Origin of the sequence: Saccharothrix xinjiangensis, assembly GCF_039527585.1 — a bacterium.
In the GTDB taxonomy this organism is placed as follows: domain Bacteria; phylum Actinomycetota; class Actinomycetes; order Mycobacteriales; family Pseudonocardiaceae; genus Actinosynnema; species Actinosynnema xinjiangensis.
In genome coordinates this window covers 1-23902 of record NZ_BAAAKE010000045.1, presented here as the reverse complement: position 1 = coordinate 23902, position 23902 = coordinate 1, and the positions used below count along the sequence as shown (strand labels likewise).

17 protein-coding genes and 1 pseudogene are annotated in these 23902 nt (G+C 73.4%); 7 read left to right on the top strand and 11 right to left on the bottom strand.

All coding sequences use genetic code 11. From position 1 onward, the window contains the following. Nucleotides 1-18: 18 nt before the first annotated feature. The 11 genes and pseudogenes from ABD223_RS41335 to ABD223_RS41285 form a co-directional block, all read right to left on the bottom strand. On the bottom strand, nt 19-1272 hold the full coding sequence (locus tag ABD223_RS41335) for an MFS transporter (RefSeq protein WP_344043431.1): 1254 nt from the start codon (nt 1270-1272) through the stop codon (nt 19-21). Between the two features lie 28 nt (nt 1273-1300). After that, nucleotides 1301-2881: an amino acid adenylation domain-containing protein gene (locus ABD223_RS41330; protein WP_344043452.1), complete on the bottom strand. Its 1581-nt coding sequence runs from the start codon at nt 2879-2881 to the stop codon at nt 1301-1303. Beyond that, nucleotides 2858-3919 (bottom strand): annotated as a pseudogene (locus ABD223_RS41325) (HAD-IIIC family phosphatase); the annotation flags it as partial. The pseudogene ABD223_RS41325 and the gene ABD223_RS41330, both read right to left, overlap by 24 nt. 17 nt (nt 3920-3936) lie before the next feature. After that, the gene (locus ABD223_RS41320) at nt 3937-4920 is read right to left on the bottom strand and encodes a 3-oxoacyl-[acyl-carrier-protein] synthase III C-terminal domain-containing protein (RefSeq protein WP_344043429.1); all 984 of its coding nucleotides are present in this window, start codon (nt 4918-4920) and stop codon (nt 3937-3939) included. After that, nucleotides 4917-6026: an acyl-CoA dehydrogenase family protein gene (locus ABD223_RS41315; RefSeq protein WP_344043427.1), complete on the bottom strand. Its 1110-nt coding sequence runs from the start codon at nt 6024-6026 to the stop codon at nt 4917-4919. Before ABD223_RS41315 ends, ABD223_RS41320 begins: the two co-directional genes overlap by 4 nt. Continuing rightward, nucleotides 6019-6294: an acyl carrier protein gene (locus ABD223_RS41310; protein ID WP_344043425.1), complete on the bottom strand. Its 276-nt coding sequence runs from the start codon at nt 6292-6294 to the stop codon at nt 6019-6021. The genes ABD223_RS41315 and ABD223_RS41310 overlap by 8 nt, the downstream gene beginning before the upstream one ends. Next, complete coding sequence (locus ABD223_RS41305) at nt 6291-7154, bottom strand: 3-hydroxyacyl-CoA dehydrogenase family protein (protein ID WP_344043423.1); 864 nt, start codon at nt 7152-7154, stop codon at nt 6291-6293. Before ABD223_RS41305 ends, ABD223_RS41310 begins: the two co-directional genes overlap by 4 nt. Beyond that, entirely contained in the window at nt 7151-10555 is a 3405-nt protein-coding gene (locus ABD223_RS41300) for a thioester reductase domain-containing protein (RefSeq protein ID WP_344043420.1), read from the bottom strand. The genes ABD223_RS41305 and ABD223_RS41300 overlap by 4 nt, the downstream gene beginning before the upstream one ends. Before the next feature lie 4 nt (nt 10556-10559). Beyond that, nucleotides 10560-10889: a phosphopantetheine-binding protein gene (locus ABD223_RS41295; protein ID WP_344043418.1), complete on the bottom strand. Its 330-nt coding sequence runs from the start codon at nt 10887-10889 to the stop codon at nt 10560-10562. After that, the gene (locus tag ABD223_RS41290; protein WP_344043416.1) at nt 10886-15292 is read right to left on the bottom strand and encodes a non-ribosomal peptide synthetase; all 4407 of its coding nucleotides are present in this window, start codon (nt 15290-15292) and stop codon (nt 10886-10888) included. The genes ABD223_RS41295 and ABD223_RS41290 overlap by 4 nt, the downstream gene beginning before the upstream one ends. A 122-nt stretch (nt 15293-15414) precedes the next feature. Continuing rightward, nucleotides 15415-17298, bottom strand: a complete 1884-nt coding sequence (locus ABD223_RS41285) for a non-ribosomal peptide synthetase (protein WP_344043414.1) — start codon at nt 17296-17298, stop codon at nt 15415-15417. A 192-nt stretch (nt 17299-17490) separates the two neighbouring features. On the opposite strand from ABD223_RS41285, the gene ABD223_RS41280 reads away from it, so the two are divergent. From ABD223_RS41280 to ABD223_RS41250, 7 genes are all read left to right on the top strand, one after another. After that, nucleotides 17491-18393 carry an NAD(P)-dependent oxidoreductase gene (locus ABD223_RS41280; protein ID WP_344043412.1) on the top strand — a complete coding sequence of 301 codons (903 nt, stop codon included), beginning with the start codon at nt 17491-17493 and terminating at the stop codon, nt 18391-18393. A gap of 5 nt (nt 18394-18398) precedes the next feature. Next, entirely contained in the window at nt 18399-19238 is an 840-nt protein-coding gene (locus tag ABD223_RS41275; RefSeq protein WP_344043410.1) for a phosphoenolpyruvate hydrolase family protein, read from the top strand. Between the two features lie 224 nt (nt 19239-19462). Further along, nucleotides 19463-19924, top strand: a complete 462-nt coding sequence (locus tag ABD223_RS41270; RefSeq protein WP_344043408.1) for a DUF5980 family protein — start codon at nt 19463-19465, stop codon at nt 19922-19924. A 448-nt stretch (nt 19925-20372) separates the two neighbouring features. Next, on the top strand, nt 20373-21407 hold the full coding sequence (locus tag ABD223_RS41265; protein ID WP_344043406.1) for a pectate lyase family protein: 1035 nt from the start codon (nt 20373-20375) through the stop codon (nt 21405-21407). 11 nt (nt 21408-21418) lie between these two features. Further along, nucleotides 21419-22420 carry a pectate lyase family protein gene (locus ABD223_RS41260; protein ID WP_344043404.1) on the top strand — a complete coding sequence of 334 codons (1002 nt, stop codon included), beginning with the start codon at nt 21419-21421 and terminating at the stop codon, nt 22418-22420. Nucleotides 22421-22430: 10 nt separating this feature from the next. Next, on the top strand, nt 22431-23429 hold the full coding sequence (locus tag ABD223_RS41255; protein WP_344043402.1) for a pectate lyase family protein: 999 nt from the start codon (nt 22431-22433) through the stop codon (nt 23427-23429). Between the two features lie 214 nt (nt 23430-23643). Then, nucleotides 23644-23902, top strand: a 259-nt coding sequence (locus ABD223_RS41250; protein ID WP_344043400.1) for a cellulose binding domain-containing protein, incomplete at its 3' end; no start/stop codon positions are given.

Below are 23902 nucleotides of genomic sequence, written 5' to 3'. Positions count from 1 at the left end.
GTGTCCCCCAAGAGGTGGTCAGGCCGGGAGGGCGCTCTCGGCGGGCTGCTGCGGCCTGGTGCCCTGGGCCCAGCGGGCGACGGCGGGCGCGGCCAGGCCGGCGGCGAGCAGGACGACGGCGAAGACGAGCCAGCCCGGCCAGCCGAGGCCGATCACCAGCGTGGTGGCGGCGACCGGGGTGACCACCGAGCCGAGCTGCGTCGACATGCCGAACAGGCCCTGGTACTGGCCCTGGGCGTGCTCCGGGGCCAGCTCGTAGGCCAGCGCCCACGAGCCCGCGCTGTAGAGCAGCTCGCCGAACACGTGCACCAGCGCGCCCAGGCCCAGGGCCACGACCGCCGGCCACGCCGGCTGCCCGGCGGCCAGGGCGAACAGGCCGCAGCACATCGCGAGCAGGACGCCGCAGCGCCGCAGCGCCCTGGCGCCGCCCTCGACGTCCTCCGCGCCCTGGCTGGCCCGCACCTGGAACAGCACCACCATCACGGTGTTGAGCAGCAGGATGCCGGAGTACACCCAGGTCGGCGCCTCGGTGCGCTCGGCGATCCAGATGGGCAGGGCGACGGTGAGGATGCCGCCGTTCATCACCAGGACCGCGTTGAGCAGCGCGACGACCGCGAACGGCCGGTCCCGCAGCACCACCCAGGTGGGGCCGCCGTCCTCCGCCGACTTCACCGCGGGCGGCACGTTCGGGGCCTTCAGGAAGACCAGGCCCGCCACCACGTACAGCAGGCCCGCCGCGAACAGCAGCGACACGTAGCCCGCCCGCGAGTCGAAGTGCAGCGCCACACCGCCGGCGACCGCGCCGATCGACACACCGATGTTGGTGATCGACCGCAGGTACGCCCTGGCGCGCACCCGGTCCTTGCCCTTCGTCACGCCCGCGACCAGCGCGCCGCGGGCCGCGTCCGCCGCCGACTGCGCCGAGACCACCAGCGTCGAGGCGACGACGAACCCGACGAAACCGCCGGCGAGGGCGTAGGTGCAGATCGTCAGGCCCTGGAGCGCGACGAACGCGATCGCCGCGGTGCGGGCGCCCAGCACGTCCGCCACCCGCCCGGCCGGGATGCTGACCAGCATCCCGAGCACGGCGGCGAGGGTCATGCCGAGGCCCACCTGCGTGGCGGGGATGCCGACCGAGCGGGTGAAGAACAGCACGGTGACGGAGATGAGCACACCGTTGCCGATCGTCCGCGCCAGGTTGCTCGCGGCGAGGACCCGGATCGGACCGCGGTCGGGGATGAGGTGCCGGACGAAGGACGGTACGGCCGCCATGGGGTGTTCCTCTGCTTCCTGGTTCGGGTCAGACGAGGTCCGGCGCGGTGAGCAGCTCGCGGAGCCTGCCCCGGTCCGCCTTGCCGTTGGCGTTGAGCGGCAGCGCGTCCAGGTGGACGTAGCGCCGCGGCACCATGTGCACGGGGATCTTCTTGCGCAGCCACAGCAGGAACGCCGTCGGCTCCACCGGGCTGCCGGTGTGGAAGCCGACCAGCTCGGTGTCGTCGCCCCTCCGGTGGGCGATCACGACGGCCTGCGAGACGTCCGGGTGCTTGCGCATCGCGGCCTCGACCTCGCCCAGCTCGATGCGGTAGCCGCGGACCTTCACCTGGTTGTCGAGCCTGCCCAGGTGGACCCACTCCCCCCGCTCCAGCCGCACGCGGTCGCCGGTGCGGTAGTAGTGCCCCGGGGTCAGCGGGCCGTCGCCGTCGTACGGCTCGGCGCGCTCGCCGTCGAAGGCGAGGAAGCGGCCGGCGTTGTCGCCCGGGTCGAGGTAGCCGTCGAAGCGCTGGGCGCCGCGCACGCACAGCTCGCCCTCCTGCGCCGGGCGGCCGTCCTCGTCCAGCACGACCCAGTCCAGGAAGTCGTACACCGGGCCGATCGGCACGGTGTCGTTCGACGTCTCCGGCCACTCGGCGCGGTCGCGCGGCAGCCGGTGCTCGGTGCACGCCACGGTCAGCTCGGTGGGGCCGTAGACGTTCTCGATCACCGCGTCCGGTGCGACCGCGTGCCACGCGGCGGCCTGCCGCGAGGTCAGCTGCTCGCCGATGAACACGCTGTGCCGCAGGCCGCTCACCAGGCCGGTGGGCAGGTTGCCCAGCTCGGCGCTGACCGACACGACCGACGGCACCGAGAACCAGTGCGTGATGCCGTGGTTGACCAGGTAGTCCACCGGCGTGAGCAGCTCGTTGCGCTGCGGCGCGACCAGCGTCGCGCCACCGCCCCAGGTGACGAACAGGTCGAACACCGACGGGTCGAAGGTCAGGTCGAACGTGTGCGACATCCGGCAGCCCGGTTCGACCCGGTAGCGCTCGATGTTGTGCGCGACGTACGGCGAGAGGTTGCGGTGCCGGACCGGCACGCCCTTCGGCCGCCCCGTGGACCCGGAGGTGAACAGCACGTAGGCCACGTCGTCCGGGGACACCGCGTACGGGGGCAGGTCCGCCTCGTCCACGCCGGTGTCGGTGATGTCGGCCTCGGTCAGCTGCACCACCGTGGGCACGAGCGCGTCCAGCTCGGCGTCGCGCTGGGCCGCGCCGGACTCGTCGACCACGACGAGGTCGACGCCCGCCAGCTCGCACACCATGCGGTTGCGGTCGGCCGGGTAGGCCGGGTTGAGCGGGGTCACCGTCGCGCCGAGCCGCAGCGCGGCCAGGTAGCCGGTGAACGCGACCCGGCTGCGGGCCGCCAGCAGCGCGAGCCGCTTCGGCGGCGCGCCGTGCTCGCGCAGCAGCCGGTCGGCCAGCGACACGACCTCCCGGTGCAGCTGCCCGTAGGTCACGGCCTCGCCGCGGACCTCCAGCGCGGGCCGGTCCGGGAAGCGGCGCACCGAGCCCTCGAACCACTCGTAGAGGGTGCGGCCGCCCAGCTCGGGCGCGAACACCGCCATGGTGGTCGCCTCCGGTTGCCGCGTGGGCACCAGGTGCAGCCGCTCCACGCCCTCCGGGCCCGCCGCGGGCGGCAGCTCGGCGACGCACCGGCAGCCGGTGTCGGTGAACCCGGCGAAGCGGTAGGCGATCTCCATCATCCGGTTGCGGTCGGTCCGCCGGAAGTCCGCCACCAGGTGCACGCCCGCGCGGGCGGCCTGGTCGGTCAGCCAGCGCAGGATCACCGCGCCGGTGCCGAACGCGACCACGCGGCACGAGGTCGCCAGCAGCTTGAGGTTCCACACCCCGGCGTGCTTCTCGATGAGCATGACGCCGATCGCGCCGTGCGGGCCGAAGCGGTCCTTCAGCGTCGCGACGAGCACCTCGTGCCGGGGGTCGGCGATCAGGGCGCGCAGGTCGGCGTCGGAGTAGTGCACGCCGGTGGCGTTCATCTGGCTGGTGCGCAGGGTCAGCTCCTCGACCCGCGCCAGTGCCTGCTCACCGGCCCGCTCGACGCGCAGCTCCAGCTCCAGGGACCGGAGGAAGTCCTCGTCCGCGCCGCTGTACTCGGCGCGGGCGGCGTCGCGCCGGAAACCCGCCTGGTACATCCTGCGGCGCTGCCGGGAGTCCTCGGTGACCACCGGGTCGAACTCGGGCAGGTCGAGCAGGCCGACCGCCTGCTCCGCCTCGTAGCAGCGCACCTCGGGCAGGTGGTAGGACACCTCGGCGCGCTCGGTGGGCTGGTCGTCGATGAACGCGATGGCGCGCGGCGCGAAGTTCAGCGCGTCCGCGATCGCCCGCACCGAGCCCGACTTGGGGCTCCAGCCGATCTGCGGCAGCACGAAGTACTCCGCGAGGCCCAGCTCCTCCAGCTTGGCCCAGGCCTGGTCGTGGTCGTTGCGGCTGGCGACGGACTGGAGGATGCCGCGCGAGTCCAGCTCGACGACGACGCGGCGCAGCTCGTCGACCAGCTCGACCTCGCCGTCCTCCAGCAGGGTCCCCCGCCACAGCGTGTTGTCCAGGTCCCACACCAGGCACTTGACCGCAGGCTGCTCGCTCACCCGTTCTCCCCCTTCGTTCAGACTTCCCACAGCGTCACCGCCCACGCCGCGACGGGGCTGTTGTTCAGCACCAGCACCAGGTCGCCCCGGCCCAGCTCGCCGGAGGCCAGCAGGCGGTCGAGGTTCAGCACGACGTCCATCGCGCCCAGGTGCCCCAGCTCGCGCAGGTGCTGCCCGCACACGGGGTGCACGGGCACGCCGAGCAGGGTGGTGTAGAAGTCGTAGGCGCTCGCGGTGACGTTCTGCATGAGCGTCGCGCCGACGTCGGCCTTGGTGACGCCGGCGTCGGCCAGCACCCGGTCCACCAGCCGGTCCAGCCGCTTCTGGCTGTGCATGGCCAGGTCGAAGCGGTAGCGGTCGGCCGACCGGCACTCCTCGCGCCACTCGTACCAGGGCGCCTGCTTGTAGTCGACCCGGAACAGGTCGTGGAAGCTGCCGTCGGTCTCCATCCGGTGCGCCCGCAGCACCGGCCGCCCGCCGCGCACCATCGTCATGGCGTACGCGCCGTCGCCGATGACGGTGACCGGGTAGCGGATGCGGTCCACACCGGTCGGCCTGCTGGCGTGGGCGATCAGGACGCTCTCCCGCGCCGGGTCGGCGACCAGCAGGTCGCGGGCGAGCGCCCACGCCGCGCTGGAGCCGGTGCAGCCCAGGCCGTCCACGGTGAACGAGAACGACGCCAGGCCGCTGCCGTGCGCCACCGCGCCCACGTCCGAGCCCAGCAGCACCTCCGGCGACCGGGGGCTGACCAGCATCAGCACGTCCGGTCGGCCGGGGTGGGCGGCGAGCAGCCCGCGGCACGCCCGCGCGGCCAGGTCCGTGGTGGGCTCGTCGTCGAAGACCGCGACGGTCTCCACGCCCGAGGCCCGCGCGAACTCGGCCTCCTCGTGGGCGAGCGAGGCGAACTCGGGCAGGTCGACGACCTTGGCCCGGCCGTCGGGCAGGACGCAGTGGACGGCGCCGATGCCGATCTCGGCCCCCGTGCCGCTCGGCGCGCTCACGACGCCACCGCCAGGGCGTGCTCGGCCAGCACCAGCCGGCAGATCTCGTTGCTGCCCTCGATGATCTCCATCAGCTTCGCGTCCCGGTAGGCGCGGGCGACGACGTGGCCGTCCTCGGCGCCCGCGGAGGCGAGCACCTGCACGGCCGTCGAGGCCTGTCGCGCGGCGTTGGTGGCGCTGACGTGCTTGGCCAGCACGGCGGCGGTGACCATCTCGGGCGAGCTGTCGTCCCAGCACCGGCTGGCGTGCTCGCAGACGCGGGTGGCCACCTGCTCGGCGACCAGCAGGTCCGCCAGGTGCCCGGCGACGAGCTGGTGCCCGGCCAGCGGCTTGCCGGACTGGGTGCGGGTGGCCGCGTGCCGCGTGGCCGCGGTCAGGCAGGCCCGCAGGATGCCGACGCAGCCCCAGGCCACGGACACGCGGCCGTAGGTCAGCGCGGTGGTGACGAGCATGGACATCGGCTGCCCGGCGCCGCTGAGCAGCGCGTCGAGCGGCAGCCGGACGTCGCGCAGCCCGACCGTCGAGTGCCCGGCCGCGCGGCAGCCGAGGGGGTCGGGCACCGGGCTGATCGACACGCCCGCGGCGTCGGTGGGCACGACCACCGCGGCCGCGCCGTCGCCGAAGCGCCCGACCACGACGAGCAGGTCGGCGTACCCGGCGCCGGTCAGCCACACCTTGGCGCCGTCCACCACGACGGTGTCGCCGTCGACCCGGATGGTGGTGCTCATCGCGGACAGGTCGCTGCCCGCGCCGGGCTCGCTGAACCCGATGCCGACCAGCTCACCGCCGGTGAGGCGGGCCAGGTGGTGCGCGCGCTGCGCGGCGGAGCCGAAGCGCTGGACCGCCCACGCGGCCATGCCCTGCGAGGTCATCAGGCTGCGCAACGAGCTGCACAGCGAGCCGACGTGGGCGGTGAACGCGCCGTTGTCCAGGCTGCTCCAGCCGCGCCCGCCGAAGCGGGCGGGCACCTCGGCGCACAGCAGGCCCTCCGCGCCCAGCCGCCGGACCAGCTCGACGGGGATGCGGCCCGCGCGGTCCCACTCGCCGGCGGAGTCGCCGACGAGTTCGGTGACCAGCGCGGAGGCCGCGCTCAGCTCGTCACTCACCGCTGTCCTCGTCCCGGAGCCTGCGCACCAGCGCCACCATGGCGGTGACGGTGCGGAAGTTGTCCAGCTTGAGGTCGTCGCCCGCGACCGAGATGTCGAAGGTCTTCTCCAGCGCCATCACGAGCTGGAGCGCGAACATCGACGACACCGCGCCGGACGCGAACAGGTCCGTGTCCACGTCCCAGGACTTCTTGGTGTGCTGCTCGATGAAGCGCAGGACGTGCTGCTCGATCTCGGAGTTCGTGTGCTGGGGGGTGGACGTGGTCACGACTGTGCCTCTCCGTGTTCGTAGAAACCGCGGCCGGTCTTGCGGCCGTGGTCGCCGGCGGCGACCTTCGCGACCAGCAGGTCGCACGGCTCGTAGCCGAGGTCGCCGGTGCGTTCGCGCAGGACCCTCAGGGAGTCCACGACGTTGTCGAGCCCGATCAGGTCCGCGGTGGCCAGCGGGCCGGTGCGGTGCCCGAGGCAGCCCTGGAAGACGGCGTCCACCGCCTCGGGGGTGGCGCGGCCCTCCTCCACGATGCGGGCCGCCTCGTTGATCATGCGCTGGAGGATGCGGTTGATGACGAACCCGGGCCCGTCGCCGACCACGACGCCCTCGCAGTCCAGCACGGCGAGCAGCGCGTCGGTGCGGTCCCTGGCCGCCTGACCGGTGCGCGGGCCGTGGATGACCTCGACGGTGCGGATCAGGTAGGGCGGGTTCATGAAGTGGATGCCGACCAGCTCCTCGGGCCGGGCGGTCCAGTCGGCCTGCTCGTCCACCGGGATGGCCGAGGTGTTGGTCACCAGCAGGGTTCCGGGGCGCACCGCCGCGGACACCTCCGCCAGCACCTTGGCCTTCACCTCGGGCAGCTCGGTCACGGCCTCGATGACGGCGTCGGCGTCGGCCAGCGCGTCCACCGAGGTGGTGGTGACCAGCTCGCCGGCCCGCGCGGTCCGCGGCAGCCTGCCCATGAGCTGGGCCAGCCGCAGCTGCTGCGCCACGTTGTCCCGGGCGCGGTCGAGCACGGCGTCGTCCACGTCGACCAGCACCACGGGCAGGCCGCGGCCGACGGCCAGCGTCGCCAGGGCCGTGCCCATCGTCCCGGCGCCGACCACGCCGAGCCGGGTGATCGCCTGCTCGCTCATCGAACCTCCACGGGGTCTTGGTCGTCCACGGCGGACCGGACGAGCAGGTCGCCGATCAGGTCGCCGAACTTCGGGTGGCGCTCGGCCAGGAAGGTGAGGCAGCGCCGCAGCAGGTCGCCGGTCGGCGCGGAGCCCAGCTCGGCGCGCTCCAGCCAGGGCCGCCAGGCGACCGCCTCCAGGCCGTCCTCGTCCAGCTCGTGGCCGTCCAGCTCGTAGAGCGCCATGGTCGACAGCAGGCCGCTGCCGGTGTCCAGCGCCTTGTCCGCGACCCGCCGCTGCCAGTCACCCGGGGTCACCGCCTCGGTCGGCCAGCCGGCTCCGGCCAGCAGCCCGAACAGCCGGCGCGGGCTGAAGCTCTTGCGGTCCACCAGGTGGTAGACCCGGCCGACCGAGCCGGGCGACACGGTCAGCTCGGCCATCGCCCTGGCCACCACGTCCACCGGGGCCATCGGCATGGCGCGGTCGTCGAGCGGGTGCGCGCCGACCGCGAGGCCGCTGGTGAGGACGTTCCAGATCAGGTCCTTGTCGTTGCAGGCCCCGGTCCTGGTCGAGCCGAGGATGAAGCCGGGCCGGAAGACCCGGACCCGCATCCCGTCCTGCTCGGCGCGCTCCAGCAGCCGCTCCGCCACCCACTTGCCGACGCCGTAGCCGCCCTGCTGGGGGTCCAGCGGCTGGTCGCGGGTCTCCAGGATCTTGTTGTCCGTGCCGAGGGCGTAGTGCGTGGCCGCGACGGTGGAGACGAAGCTGAAGTCGCGGATGCCGTGACCGCGCATCCAGCGCAGCAGGTCGACCGTCGCCAGGACGTTGTCCTCGCGCAGCACGCGGTAGGGCTCGGTGAACACGACCTTGGCCGCGCAGTGCAGCACGTAGCCGACGCGGCCGGTCAACTCGCCGTCCCGGTAGGACTCCAGCAGCTCCGCGACGTTCCTCAGGTCGCCCAGCACCAGGTGCACGCGGGCCGGGTCGGGCTCGGGCAGGCCGAACTTGGCCGAGGCGTCGCGCAGCCGCTGCCGGGCCGCGGCCTCGTCGTCCGCGCGGACGACGCAGTAGACCCGGCCCTCGGTGGCCGCGAGCAGCTCGTGCAGCAGGAACGTGCCCAGGAAGCCGGTGGTGCCGGTGAGCAGCACGTCGCGGCCCGGCGCCTCGAACGGCGCCAACTCGCCCAGCGGCAGCTGGAGGTCGCGGTCCACCAGCTCGCCGTCGCCGTCGGCGATCGGGTCGATGTCGGACGAGCCGCGCTCGGCGCCCGCCCGCAGGCCGCGCACGATCTCCGCGATGCGCCGCACGGTGGCCTTGCTGCCGCCCGCCCGGTGCACGTTGACCAGCACGTCGAACCGCTTCTGGATCTTGAGCACCATCTGCACGGACAGCAGCGACGAGCCGCCGAGCGCGCCGAACTCGTCGTCCAGGCCGACCCGGCTGCCGCCGAACAGGTCGCGCCAGACCTCCAGCAGGCCCTGCTCCACGTCGTCGGCCCCGGTCACGGGCTCGTCCGAAGCCGACGCCGACGCCGACGGCACGGCCGCGCACGCCGGCGCGGGCGTGGCGTGCAGGGCCGGGTACCGGTCCAGCGCCCAGGCCCGGCGGCGCGGCAGCGGGTAGGCGGGCAGCGGCACGCGGCGGCCGGTGCCGTCCGACAGCGCGGCCCAGTCCACCTCGACGCCGTTGAGCCACGCGTCGGTGATCGCCTCGTCCGCGTCCGCCCGCGCGGACACCACGTGGGTGTTCGGCGGCGGGTTGTCCTCGGGACCGGCGACGACCTCGACGTCCGACCCGAAGGCGAGCGCGAGGCGGTCGAGCGCCGCCCGGTCCGCGCCCTCCGCGAGGGCGACCAGCGCGCGGCGCGGGGTGGAGCGGACCGTGCGCACCGCCGGCGGCCGGGGCAGGCGCAGCGCGGCGGCCAGCCCGCCGGCGGGCGCGCTGACCACGCGGCGCTCCGGGAACGCCTTGCGGCCCACGCGCAGGGTGTGGGCGACGTCCGCCGCCGCGTCGGGGTCCAGCTCGTCGGCGAGCCGCTTGGACAGGGCGTCCAGCTCGGTGCGGGTCCGCGCGGACAGCACCAGCCGCACGACGCCGTCCGCGCGGGCGGCCGGCCGGGTCGGCGCGGGCGGCGGCGCGAGCACCGCGGCGACGTTCGTGCCGCCCAGGCCCATCGAGTTGACCAGCACGTGCCGGTCGCGGTCGGTGGTGGCGCCCGCCTCGGTGGCGATGTGGAACGGGCTCTCGGCCAGCAGGCCCGGGTCGCGGGGCCGCTCGAACGCCGGGTGGGCGGGCAGCGTGCCGGTCTGGGCGATGCGGACCGCCTTGATGAACCCGGCGATGCCCGCGGCCGGACCGGTGTGCCCGATGTTGGCCTTGACCGTGCCCAGCGAGCAGAAGCCGGTGCGCGAGGTGCCGGCGCGCAGCCCCTGCGCCAGGCCGCGCAGCTCGATGTGGTCGCCCAACGAGGTGCCGGAGCCGTGCGCCTCGACGTAGCACAGTTCGTCCGCGCTCACGCCCGCCACGCGCAGCGCGCCGGAGACGACCTCGGCCACGCCGACCGGGTTGGGCGCGGTGAAGCCGGAGCGGTCCGCGCCGTCGTTGCCGACCGCGCTGCCCTTGACCACGGCGAGCACGTGGTCGCCGTCGGCCAGCGCGTCGGACAGCCTGCGCAGCGCCACCACGCCCACGCCGGAGCTGAACGAGGTGCCGGTGGACCTGGCGTCGAAGGCCCGGCAGAAGCCGTCGGCGGACATCAGCCCGCCGGGCTGGTACCGGTAGCCCGCGATCGGCTCCAGCACGGTCGCGCCACCGGCGAGGGCGATGTCGCACTCGCCGGACAGCAGGCTCAGCGTCGCGTAGTGCACCGCGTACAGCGAGGACGAGCAGGCGGTCTGCACGCCGACCGTCGGGCCGCGCAGGCCCAGCTTGTAGGCCACCCGGGAGGGCAGGAAGTCGCCCAGCCCGCCCAGGTGCAGGTCCACGTCGTCGATGGCCGCGGCCATGCCCTCGGCCTGCGCCTTGGCCGCGAACAGCACCGAGGTGTAGGTGCTCTGCGCGCCGCCCGCGAACACGCCGACGACGGGGCCGCCGGGCCGGGGCGCGTGCCCGGCCGTCTCCAGGGCCTCCCACGAGGCCTCCAGGAAGATGCGCTGCTGCGGGTCGACCAGCTCCGCCTCGGTGGGCGGGTAGCCGAAGAAGTCGGCCGCGAAGTCGGCGTGGCCCGGCAGGGTCGTGCCGACCTTGACGAAGTCGGGCTCGCCCAGCATCGCCTCGGTGACGCCGGCGGCGAGCATCGCCTCGCGCGGGAGCTCCCGCAGCGAGACCACGCCGTCCTCCAGGTTGCGCCAGAAGTCCCGCGGGGTCCAGGCGTCCGGGAACCGCAGGCCGATGCCGACGACCGCGATGTCGGTGTCGCTCATCCGGTCACTCCCCGTGGTCGTTGCGGCGGGCGCGGCCGAGCAGGCCGCGGCGGTTGGTGGCGCCCAGCTCGACCAGCTCGCGCGGTGCGGCGGGCGAGGTGAGCAGCTCGACCTGGGCCCGCACGGTGCTGTGCTGGAACAGGTCGGCGGCCTCCAGCTCGCGGTCGGTCATGCCGCCGAGTCGCTCCAGCAGCACGATGAGCAGCAGCGAGTCGCCGCCCACCTCGAAGAAGTTGATGTCGTCCGGCACCGTCGTGCGGTCCAGCACCTCGGCCCAGGCTTGCCGGACCCCCTCGGTGGTGGCCGCGAGGTCGGTGGTGGTGTGCGGGTTCACTTGCGGATCTCCTTGAGTGCGGGCGCGTCGAGGTCGACGGCGAGGTCGCTCGCCGCGGCGGTCACCGAGGCGAGCAGGCCGGCCGCGGTGCCGGCGTCGAACAGTCCGGTGGCGCAGGAAGCGGCCAGTTCCACCCGGTCGGGCAGGTCCGTGGCAACGAGCTCGAACTCGTACTTGACGTGCAGCGGTTCCGGCGGCAGGTGCCGGGCGGCGGTGCCCGGTCCCAGGTCCGGCGGTGACGCGGGCGCGGGCAGCGCCGTGGTGTAGACGGGTGTCACCGGCGGCCTGCTCAGGTCGCGGCCGGGGTGCAGCGCGGCGGCGATCGCGTCGAACGGCACGTCGGCGTTGCGGTAGCAGGTCGTGCTGTGGTCGCGGACGCGGAGCAGCAGCTCCCGCCAGGTCGGCTCGTCGCGCAGGTCGACCCGCAGCACGAGGGTGTTGATGAACATGCCCACCGCGTCCGCGCTGCCCGCCCGGTCCCGGCCGGCCCAGGGGAAGGCGAACAGGAAGTCCCGCTGGTCGCCGCGGCGGGCCAGCGCCACCGCGAGCAGCGCGGCGGTGGTCATGAACGTGGTGCAGCCCAGCTCCGCGCCCGCCCTCCGCAGCGCCCCGGTGACGTCGGGGTCGAGCAGGGCGGTGGTGGTGAAGCCCCCGGTGGACTGCACGGCCGGCCGCGGCCGGTCGCGGGGCAGCTCGACGTCCGTGGGCGCGCCGCGCAGGGCGTCGAGCACCTCGGCGACCCGCTCCTCCGCGACCGGCTCCTCGGCGAGCGCGGCCGGGTGCACCGGCTCGGCCAGGTCGCCCTCGCCCCGGTAGGTGGCGGCGACCTGCTCGGCCAGCACCTGGTGCGACCACCCGTCGGTGACGATGTGGTGCGCGGTGAGCACGAGGACGACGCGGTCGTCGAGCACGACCAGCTCGGCCCGCGCGGGCGCGTCGACCGCGAGGTCGAACGGCGCCCAGGAGGCGTCGGCCAGGAGGTCGGCCACCTCGTCGGCGGTCCACCCGGAGGCGTCGGTCACCACGACCTCCGGCGGCGCGCCGTCGGTGCGGTAGAACACCTTGCGCTGCTCGGCGTCCAGCGCGAACCGGGAGCGCAGGGCCGGGTGGCGGCCCAGCACCAGCTCCACGGCGTCGCGCAGGGCGGCGAGGTCGACCTCGCCGGTGAACTCGGTGAGCACCGGCGCGAGGTAGGCCGACCGCAGCGCGGAGACCTTGTCCATGAACCAGAACCGCTGCTGCACCGGCGTCGCGGGGAAGCGGTCGTCCCCCGCCGGGCCCGCCACGCGCTCCGGTTCGGGCGCGGAGAGCAGGGCGGCGAGCCCGGCCACGGTCGGGTCGGCCAGGAAGTCCCGCAGCGCCGCCCGCGTGCCGGCCAGCATCTTCACCGCGAGCAGCGAGTGGCCGCCCCGGGTGAAGAAGTCGGCGTCCGCGCCGAACTCGGCGGCGTCGCGGCCGAGCGCGCCGGCGAACAGGCCCGCGGCGCGCTCCTGGTCGGGCGTCAGCTCACCGGCGGGCGCGGTGGCGTGCGGCAGGCGCACCGACCGCAGCCCGCCGAGCGCGGCGAAGTCGGTCTTGTCGTTGCCGGTCATGGGCAGGGCGTCGACCACGTGCACCTCGGCGGGCAGCACCGCCGCGGGCAGCCAGCGCAGCAGGGGCTTGAGCACCTCGTCGCGGGTGGGCGGCGGCGCGTCCGGGTCGGACAGCTCGACCCACGCCACGAGCCTCAGGGGTTCGCCCTCGGCCTGGACGGCGGCGGCGCGCACCGCGGGCCGCTCCTCCAGCAGCTCGCGGACCTCGCCCAGTTCGATGCGGTTGCCCAGCACCTTGACCTGGTCGTCCACCCGGCCCAGGCACTCGATCAGGCCGTCCTCGCGCAGCACGACCCGGTCGCCGGTGCGGTACATCCGCGCGTCGGGCCCTTCGCCGTGCGGGTCGGGCAGGAACGCTGCGCCGGTGCGCTCGGGCTGACCGAGGTAGCCCAGGGCCACGCCCGCGCCGGCCACGTGCAGCTCGCCCGGGACGCCGACCGGCAGCTCCTCCTGGTGCGCGCCCAGCACGTAGGCGCGGGTGCGGGGCAGCGGCACGCCGATGGCGGGCGCCCGCCCGTCGGACAGGTCCACCGGCGCGAACGTGCTGATGCAGGACGCCTCGGTCGGGCCGTAGATGTTGCGCATCGGCACGCCCCAGCGGTCCAGGCACTCCCGGGCCAGCGTGGTGGGCAGGCCCTCGCCGCCGACGTACAGGACGCGCAGCGCCGTGGGCGCGGCGCCCTCGTCGGCGTCGAGGACGGCGCGCAGCAGGCTCGGGGTCATCGAGGTGACGGTGACCTCGCGCAGCAGCCGGGCCAGCGCCGTGGGGTCGCGCCGCTCCACGTCGTCGGCGAAGACCAGCTCGGAGCCCGCGACGAGCGAGCGGAACACCTCGTGCGTGGCGCCGTCGAAGGACGTCGACCAGGTGCACAGCACCCGGTCGGCCGGGCCGAGGTCGATGTCGCGCGCCCACCACACGGCGGTGTTGAGCATCCCGCCGTGCGGCACCAGCACGCCCTTGGGCCTGCCGGTCGTGCCGGAGGTGTAGATCACCACGGCCGGTTCGCGGCCGGTCGGCACCGGTGCGGGCAGCTCGGGGACGTCCCGCGCGCCGCGCAGGTCCTCGACGAGGACGGCGTCCACGTCCGTGCCGTGCGCCGCGAGGAGCGCCGCGCCGGCGCGGTCGACCAGCACGACCCGCGCGCCCAGCTCGGCGAGCACGTGGTCGAGCCGGTCGGCCGGGGTGTCCAGGCCCAGCGGCGCGTACGCGGCGCCCGTGCGCAGCGCGCCCAGCCAGCCCGCGACGAGCGCGGGTCCGCGCGCGGCCAGCACGGGGACGAAGGCGCCGGGACCCGCGCCGCGGTCGGTCAGCCGGTGCGCCACGGCGCGTGACCAGGCGTCCAGCTCGCGCCACGACACGGCGTCGCCCGCGGCGCTGACCGCGGTGGCGTCGGGGTCCGTGAAGCCCTCGCCCACCAGGTCGAGCACCGACACCGCGCCGCCCAGGTCCTGGTGCGCGCCGACGACGACGCCCTCCCGCGACGCGCCGAGCGGCAGCCGCGCCACGGTGGTGGCGGGGTCGCGGACGGCGGCGGTCAGCAGGGTGAGGAAGTTCCCGGCGAGCCGGGCCGCCACCTCGGCGGAGTAGACGTCGGTGTCGAACTCGACGCGGCCGCGCGGGCTGCCCTGCTCGTCCTCGACGATCAGGATCAGGTCGAACTTCGCCGTCCCGGTGGGCAGCAGCTCCGGCGCGCCCCACCGCCCGTCCGCGCTCGGGGCGGGCATGTTCTGGAGCGCGAAGCCGATCGTGGCCGTGCCGCGCGAGGTGCGCGCGGTCAGCCGGTCGAACGGGATGCGCTGGTGGGTCAGCGACTTGAACGCCTCGGTGCGCACCCGCTTGCACAGCTCGGCGAACGCCAGGTCCGGCTCCGGGCGGCAGCGCAGCGGCACGGTGTTGACGAAGAAGCCGACCAGCTCCTCGACGGAGGCGTGCGGCCGGTTGGCGGTGACCGTGCCGACCAGGAAGTCGTCGCGGCCGGACCACCGCTGGAGCACCGCCTGGTAGGCGGCGAACAGCACCACGAACGGGGTGGCGCGCAGCGACCTGGCCAGGTCGTGCACCCCGCGCCACAGGTCGGCCGGGATGGGGAAGGCGTGCTCGTCGCCGGGCCGGTCGCCGTCCGCCGCCGCGGCGCGCGGGCGGGCGGGGCCCAGCACCAGGTCGCCGGGCACCTCGTTCAGCTCCTCGGCGCGGGCGGCGAGCAGCTCCTCCATCGCGGGCGAGTCGGTCACGGCCCGGTCCCACACCGCGAAGTCCGCGTACTGGACGGGCGGTTCCGGCAGCGCGGCGGGCCGGCCGGCCTCGACCGCGTCGCAGGCCGCCGCCAGGTCCGCGAACAGCGAGGGCAGCGACCAGCCGTCCACGGCGATGTGGTGGACCACCAGCAGCACCAGGTCCCCGCCGGGCACGCCGCGCCACACCGCGCAGCGCAGCGGGGGCCGGGCGGCCAGGTCGAAGCCCTCCCGGGCGAGGGCGGCGGCCTCGGCGCGGGCCCGGTCCCGGGCTCCGTCCACCCCGGACAGGTCGACGACCTCGACGTCCGGTTCGCCGGTGTCGCCGATCTCCTGCACCAGCGCGCCGTCACGCAGGTGGTAGGTCGTGCGCAGCACCTCGTGGCGGTCCACGACGGCCTTGAGCGCGGCGCCCAGGGCGGCGAGGTCGACGGTCCCGCGCCAGCTCAGCAGGAGCGGGACGTTGTAGGTCGCGGAGCCGGGCGCGGCGGCGTCGATGAACCACAGCCGCTCTTGGGCGAACGAGAGCGGCGCGACGCGAGCACCCAGCCTGGTGGGGCCGGAAGGCAGGTCATTCACGCGTGGGATCTCCGAATCGGGCATGGCGAGGACACCTCGGGGCGCGGTGCGGCCCCGGGCGCGTCGGGAGGTGCGGTGGTCCCCCGGCCGGGCCGGGGCGACGGTTGTGCGGCGGAGTGCCGCTAGGACTTGGCGGACACCCGCTCGCCCACCCGGCCGGCCAGTTCGGCCAGCGAGTCGGCGAGCAGGACGTCGGTGGGCTCCACGTCGACCGCGAGGCGCTCGCGGAGCCGCGAGGCCAGCTGGATCGCGAGGATCGAGTTGCCGCCCGCGTCGAGGAAGTTGTCCTGGGCTTCCACTGTGGACACGCCCAGCACCTCCTTCCACACGAGTTCGACCTGTCCCGTCACACTGACAAGAACGGGCTCGTCGGCCGTGGATACACCTTTTTCGGCGCTCTCGTGGAATTCCGGCCGGAAGGACTCGAACACCCGGGCGCGGTCGACCTTCCCGGTGGGCCCGTAGGGCAGTCCACTCAGGACCTGCCAGCGCGTGGGCGCCATGTACGCGGGCAGCGACCGCGCCAGGGCCTCGCCCAGGGCGGCGGGCAGCCCTTCGGGGTCGGCGGCGTCGCCCCCCGCGGGCAGCACGACGCAGGCCAGGCAGGCGGAGGGGCCCTCACCCAGCTTCTCCACGAACGCGCTGTCGACCAGGCCGGTCGCCAGGACGGCCCGCTCGACCTCCTCCAGCTCGATCCGGAAGCCGCGCAGCTTGACCTGCCGGTCCCGGCGGCCCAGCACCTCCAGCGCGCCGTCCGGCAGGACCCTGGCCAGGTCGCCGGTGCGGTACACCACGCCGTCGCCGCCCGGCGCGGGCACGAAGCGCTCGCGGGTGAGGTCGGGGCGGTTCAGGTAGCCCAGCGCCACCCCGGGCCCGCCGACGCACAGCTCACCCGTCGCACCGGGTTCGACAGGCCGCAGGTCGGCGTCGAGCACGTGGACGGGGGTGTCCTGGAGGGGGAACCCGACCGGGACGCGGTCGCGGCCCGCCAGCGAGTCGGGCGTGCAGTCGTAGTAGGTGGCGAAGGTCGTCGTCTCGGTCGGGCCGTAGCCGTTGACGAGCCGGGCGGGCGGGTCCTCGGCCAGCACCCGCAGGCAGGCCGCCAGGTCCAGCTGCTCGCCGCCGACCACGACGGTCCGCAGGCCCCGGAACGCGCCGGGCCGCTCCCTCGCGACCATGTGGAACAGCGAGGTCGTGAGGAACGCCGTGGTGATGCCCTCGGCCCGCACCAGCTCGACCCAGTCGTCGAGGCGCAGCTCGGTCACGGCGGGGAAGACGACCACCGCGGCGCCCGCGGTGAGGGTGTGCCACAGCTCGAAGGTGGTGGCGTCGAAGGCGGGGTTCGCCGCGTTGGCCACGCGGTCGCCCGGTTCGACGGTGCAGTACCGGGCGTCGGTGACCAGCCGGGCGACCGCGCGGTGCGGCACGACCACGCCCTTGGGCCTGCCGGTCGAGCCGGAGGTGAAGTTGACGTAGCAGGGGTCGTCGCCGGCCGCCCGGACGTCGACGCCCCGGTCCCCGCCCTCGACAGCCCTGTTCGCGACAACCCCGTCCTCGCCCTCCGGCGCCGCGGTGTCCCGGAGGTCGGCCGCGGTCAGCGTGGTGCGGGCACCGGCCTCCTCCAGCAGCACGGCGCGGCGGTCGGCGGGCGCGTGCGCGTCCAGCGGCAGGTAGGCCCCGCCGGCGCGGACCACGCCGAGCAGCGCGACCACGAGGTCGACCGAGCGGCCCAAATCGACCGCGACCACCTCGCCGCGCTCGACGCCCCGGAGCGCCAAGTCGGCCGCGAGGCGCCCGGAACGCGCCCACAGCTGCCGGTAGGTCAGGGACTCGCCCGTGCGGGGCGAGCGCACGGCGCACGCCCCCGGTCGGGTCCGGACGTGGCGCCACACCAGCTCCGAGAGGCCGGAGCTCCCCCGTTCGCGCTCGTGCCGCCCGTGTTCGTGCTGTCTGTGCCCGTGCTCGTCCTGCGCGCGCTCGACGGCGCGCGCTCCAGTTGGTGCCAAAGCTTCCCCCAGTGGCAACGACGCCCTCACAGCGTCTGAGCGACCGCAACGCTAGGTGAACATAGGATGAACGGCCAATAGACCGTTCGTGTCAATAGGGAAAACAAATCTCCTTTACTCTGCCTTGACCCGGGCCCCGCCGCTTACCACGCGTGATCTTTACTAGGCCGATCAGGGATCCATTGGGTGTCGATGAACCGGACCGAAAGGCCCTTGCGGAAGCGCGGGCCTCCGGTACGTTCCTCGCCCGTGACTCGACTAGCGTTTCTCGGACTGGGCCGAATGGGCTCGCTCATGGCAGGCCGCCTGGTGGCGGCGGGCCACGAACTCACCGTGTGGAACCGCACCGCGGAACACACCAAACCGCTGGTCGAAGCAGGTGCCGAGGCCGCGGCCACGCCGGCCGCGGCGGTCGCCGGCGCGGACCTGGTGATCACCATGCTGACCGGGCCCGAGGCCGTGGACGCGGTGTTCTCCGGCCCGGACGGCGCGGCCGCGGGCCTCGCGGACGGCGCGCTGGTGGTGGAGATGTCGACCATCGGCCCGCGGGCCGTCGTCGCGCTGCGCGAACTGCTGCCGGACGGCGTCCGGCTCGTCGACGCCCCGGTCAAGGGCAGCCTGCCCGCGGCGGCCTCCGGCGAGCTGGGCATCTACGCCGGTGGCTCCGACGAGGACGTCGCGGCGGCCTCGGACGTGCTGGCGGTGCTCGGCAAGGTCAAGCACGTCGGACCGCTCGGCGCGGGCGCGTCGGTCAAGTTGCTGGTCAACATCGTGCTGGGGGCCTCGTTCGTGATGGTCGGCGAGGCGCTGGCGCTGGCCGACGAGCTGGGCCTCGACACCGAACTGGCGCTGACCGCCCTGGAGGGCACCGTCGTCAGCCCCCTCGTCCCCCGGGTGCGCAAGAAGCTCGACGACCCGGGCGCCACCCAGTTCGCCCTCGGCCTGGCCGAGAAGGACCTGCGGCTGGTGCTGGAGGCGGGCGGCGTCGCCGACGGCGTGGTCGCGGGCGCCCGGGCGCGGCTGGCCGCGGCGGTGCGGGACGGCCTGGACGACCACGACATCAGCGCGGTGCTCGGTCACCTGCGCGGGAAGTAGCGGCCGTGCCGCGGTTTCGCCGGACCGAGGTCCTGGAGCGGTTGCGCGCCAAGGCGGCGCGGGGAGAGGTGGTCGTCGGCGGCGGCGCGGGGACGGGCCTGTCGGCCAAGTGCCAGGAGAACGGTGGCGTCGACCTGCTGACGGTGTTCAACTCCGGCCGGTACCGGATGGCGGGCCGCGGCTCGCTGGCCGGGCTGCTGGCCTACGGCAACGCCAACGAGGTCGTCGTCGGGATGGGCCGGGAGATCCTGCCCGTGGTGACGCGCACGCCGGTCCTCGCGGGCGTCAACGGCACCGACCCGTTCTTCGACCCGGAGGTCTTCCTCCCCGAGCTGGCGCGCATGGGGTTCTGCGGCGTGCAGAACTTCCCGACCGTCGGCCTGATCGACGGCAACTTCCGGGCCAACCTCGAAGCCACCGGCATGGGGTTCGACCTGGAGGTGTCGCTGATCGCCGCCGCCGCGGCTCACGACCTGCTCACCGCGCCCTACGTGTTCTCCGCGCAGGACGCGGCGGCGATGGCGGAGGCGGGCGCGGACATCGTGGTCTGCCACCTCGGGCTGACCGTGGGCGGCACGATCGGCGCGGTCTCCTCCCCCGGCCTGGACGAGGGCGCGGCGCTGCTCCAGGAGTGGGCCGACGCCGCGCACGCCGTGCGGGACGACGTGCTGGTGCTGTGCCACGGCGGTCCGATCGCCGAACCGGAGGACGTGCGGCACGTGCTCGCCGCCACCACGGGCGTGCACGGCTTCTACGGCGCGTCGTCGTTGGAGCGGATGCCGGTCGAGGACGCGATCACCGCGCAGACCCGCCGCTTCACCGGCCTGACCCGGCCGGTGGGCTGAAGCGCCCCGGGGGCGCCCCGCCCTCCCGCGGCGCACCCCCGGGGTGGTCCCAGGGGACCTCGCCCACCGACGAGTCGGGCGGCACACCGGCCGGTCCTCTCGCCGGTCGCGGCCGACGTGGAATCTCAGTGGACTCTGAGATGTGGTGAGTAGGTTCGGCCGAGCCGTTTCCACACTAGTTCAGGAGGGGTTCAGTGAGGTTGACTTCCCGGGTCGTCAGATCGGTGCTCACCCTTGCCGCGGTACTGGTGCTTCCCCTGGTCGGCTCCTCCCCCGTCGCGTCGGCGGAGGCGAATCCGCGAACCCACGCGTGGCACCTCAAAGAATTCGACGTCACGCCGAGGATGTGCGTTCAACACAACCCCGGCGGCTGGATCCAGAACTCCTACTTCATCTTCTCGGTGACCGGGAGCTGGTCCACGGACCTCGACTTCGGGATGCGCGACCTACCCCCGGGTTGGACCGCGACGGGGAGCCACATCCCGCCCGGTTCCAACTACCCCGACCCCGACGACGGCGGGGTCAGGATCAACGGGTTCATCCAGGTGGGAGGTCCGGTGTCGACCCCGATCGACGTGTACGAGGCACGGATATGGGTGTCGGACGGCACGGTGACCGAAACCGTCCCGGCCGAAATCGTCATCACGACCGCGTCCTGGGTCGAGTGCATGCAATCACGAGAATGAGGACCGGGTAGCAGGACCCGCCCGGCACCGACTGTGGCGTCCACCCGACGGGTGGACGCCACAGTCGCGTTCAACGCCACAGTCGCGTTCAACGCGACATTCGGGTGGGATCCCGACCCCCGCCGTCGATCACGCGCCGGGGTCGCCTCGGGAGCGCGCGGAGCCGGACGGCGAGCCGGCGCGCCGGCGGGCCCGAGCCCGCGCCCCTTCGGCGCGCGACATCCCGGTCCAACCCGGTCGGTCGAACCGGTCGTCGAACACCGGTCGAATGCCCGATCACCTGGAATAAGACCCCCTGAATAGAACACGTATGTGAACGGGAACGGCCCAAAACAAACACATATGTGAACCGGAAATCCCCCGTTGACACACTCGAAACAACCTCTTACGGTGCGATGAGAATATCCTTTCGCCGCCCTTGCCTCCCCTGTCGGGAAAGGAAATAACCATGCTCACGACCGTCGGGAACAGGCGTGCCCCGACCCGGGCCGCGGTGGTCGCCGCCACCGCCCTGGCCGCCTCCCTGCTGACCGCGCCCGGCGCGGCGCCCGCCTTCGCCGCCACGACCGCGGACGGCTTCGCCTCCGTCAACTCGCTCGGCCAGAACGGCACCACCGGTGGTGCCGGCGGCGCCGTCGTCACCGCGACCACCGCACCCCAGTTCCTGGACTACATCGCCCGACCCGGGCCGCTCGTCGTGCAGGTCAAGGGCACCATCACGCTGCCGACCGGCAACTCCGACGGCATGCACGACGTGTCGTCCGACAAGACCATCATCGGTCTCGGGACCGATGCCCGCCTGGTCGGCGGCGGGCTCAACATCGGCCTGCCGGTGGACGACGACGTGACCTCTCCCCCGGCCAACGCCGTGCACAACGTGATCATCCGGAACATCTCGATGTCCGGCGCGACCGACGACCTGATCAACGTGCAGATGTTCAGCCACCACATCTGGATCGACCACAACGACTTCTCCAACGGCGACGACGGCGCGGTCGACATCAAGCGCGGCTCCGATTTCGTGACGGTCTCCTGGAACAGGTTCCACGACCACGACAAGACGCTGCTGCTCGGCCACGACGACGACAACGGCGCGCAGGACATCGGCCGGCTGCGGGTGACCTACCACCACAACTACTTCGACGGTTCCGACCAGCGCAACCCGCGCGTCCGGTTCGCCGAGTCGGTGCACGTCTACAACAACTACTACCGCGACAACAGCTACGGCGTGGCGTCGGCGATGAACGCCGGGGTGGTGCTGGAGGGCAACTACTTCTACAGCGTGAACAACCCCGGCCGGGTCGACTTCAGCGGCGACCTGGGCCGCATGGTGCAGCGCGACAACATCCTCGTCGACTGCAACCACGAGATCGAGACGCGGGGCAGCGTCGTCGAGCCGCGCACCTACTACGCCTACTCCCCGCACCGCGCCGCCGAGGTGCCGACCGTCGTGCCCGCGGGCGCGGGCGTCGGCAAGATCTGAGAGGACCGGCCATGAGCCCCATCAGCAGGCGCGGCCTCCTCGCGGGCGCCGCCGCCACCGCCCTGACCGCCGCCACCGCCAAAGCCGCCACGGCCGCGCCGGCCAGGACCCCGACCACCACCAACCCGGTGTGGGCCGCGCCGTTCGCCACCGCCGACGGCTTCGCGGGCACCAACCTGCTCGGCCAGAACGGCACCACCGGCGGCATCGGCGGTCCCGTGGTGACCGTGCGGGACACCGAGGCGTTCCTGGACTACTGCGACCGCAACGAGCCCTACATCATCCAGGTCGACGGGATCATGCGGTTCAGCAGCAAGCACGCCCTGCGGTCGAACAAGACCGTCATCGGCCTGCCCGGCGCCGAGATCAGCGGCGGCGGCCTGGACATGTACCGCAGGCAGAACGTGATCATCCGGAACCTGAGGTTCACCGGGGCGGACGACGACGCCATCAGCGTCCAGCAGTCCTCGCACCACATCTGGATCGACCACTGCGACCTCAGCGGCGGTCAGGACGGCCTGATCGACATCGTGCGCGGCGCGGACCTGATCACGGTGTCGTGGTGCCACTTCCACGACCACAGCAAGACCGCGCTGCTCGGCCACTCCGACTCCAACTCGGGCCCGGACACCGGCAAGCTGCGCACCACGTTCCACCACAACTACTTCGACCGCACCGCCCAGCGGCACCCCCGCGTGCGCTTCGGCGAGCCCATCCACGTCTACAACAACTACTTCCGGGACAACGCGCTGTACGGCGTGGCGTCCACCGAGAACGCCGGCGTGCTGGTGGAGCACAACTACTTCGAGAACGTGCCCTTCCCGATCTACTCCGGCTACGACGAGAGCGGGCCGGGGCGGGTGGTCGAGCGCAACAACGTCTACGTCAACTCCGGCGCCCCGGAGACGCTCGGCTCCGTGGTCGAGCCGCGCACCTACTACAGCTACACGCCCGACAACGCCGCGAACCTGCGGACCACCGTGCCCGCCGGCGTCGGCGTGGGCCGGATCTGAGGAGGGGACCATGAGCCCGTTGAACCGCCGGAGCCTGCTCGCCGGCTCGGCGCTGGCCGCCTTCGCCGCCACCGCGCCGCGCGACGCCGGCGCTTATCCCACCCCGTACCAGCACCCCTCGGCGCTCGCCGTCGCCGACGGGTTCGCCTCCGTCAACGCGCTCGGCCAGAACGGCACCACCGGCGGCGCGGGCGGCCAGGCCGTCACCGTCACCACCGCCGACGCCCTGGCCGACTACGTGGGCCGCAAGGAGCCCTACGTCATCACGGTGTCCGGCCGCATCCAGGTCGGCGACGACATGCTGACCGTGGTCGCGAACAAGACCATCCTCGGGGTCGGCTCGGGCTCCGAGATCACCGGCGGCGGCCTCCAGCTGGGGTCCACCACCCGGCCCGGCAACAACGTGATCATCCGCAACCTGCGGTTCACCGACGCCTCGGACGACTCGATCAGCGTCACCAACAAGGCCCACCACGTGTGGATCGACCACTGCGACCTCTCGCGCGGCTACGACGGCCTGCTCGACGTCAAGCGGGAGTCCGACTACGTGACGATCTCCTGGAACCACTTCCACGACCACAGCAAGGCCGCCCTGCTCGGCCACTCCGACACGTACACCGCCGACCGGGGCAAGCTGCGGGTCACCTACCACCACAACTTCTTCGACCGCACCGACCAGCGGCACCCCCGCGTCCGGTTCGGCGAGCCCGTGCACGTCTACAACAACTACTACCGGGGCAACTCGCTGTACGGCGTGGCGTCGACGGAGGACGCGGGCGTGGTGGTCGAGGGGAACTACTTCGAGAACGTGGCCAAGCCGATCCTGTCCGGCTACGACAAGAGCGGGCCGGGGCGGGTGGTGGAGCGCAACAACGTCTACGTCAACTCGGGCGCGCCGCAGACCTTGGGCACCGTGGTGGAGCCGCGCACCTACTACGCCTACTCGGTGGACCCGGCCTCCTCGGTGCCGTCGTCGGTCACCGCGGGCGCGGGCGTCGGCCGGGTGTAGGTCTGTTCACAAGATTGTCGACACCTGTTCTATTCACGTCCGTGAATCGCTGATCCGTTCATCGACGTGAATGTTGTTGCTCGTTTCGCAAAGTTGCGCAATGCTCTGGGAGCGTTCCCAGGATGCGCCGACCACCGTCGATCCTCTCCGTCGGCGGTGGTCGGCGCCATTGGGGAAACGCTGTCCGGGAGTGCTGTTCGCAAGGAGGCGACGCATGGGTGTCCGCATTGGCAAACGCACGGGGAGCCGGATCGCCGGTATCGCCGCGGCTGTGTCGGTGGCGACGTTGACCGGGGGTCTGGTGATCGCGGCCGGCACCAATGCCAATGCGGCGGTCGGGTGCCGGGTCGACTACAGCGTGACCAACCAATGGCAAGGCGGTTTCGGCGCCAACGTCACCGTGACCAACCTGGGTGACGCCTTGTCGGGGTGGACGCTGGAGTGGTCGTTCACGGCCGGTCAGCAGGTCACGC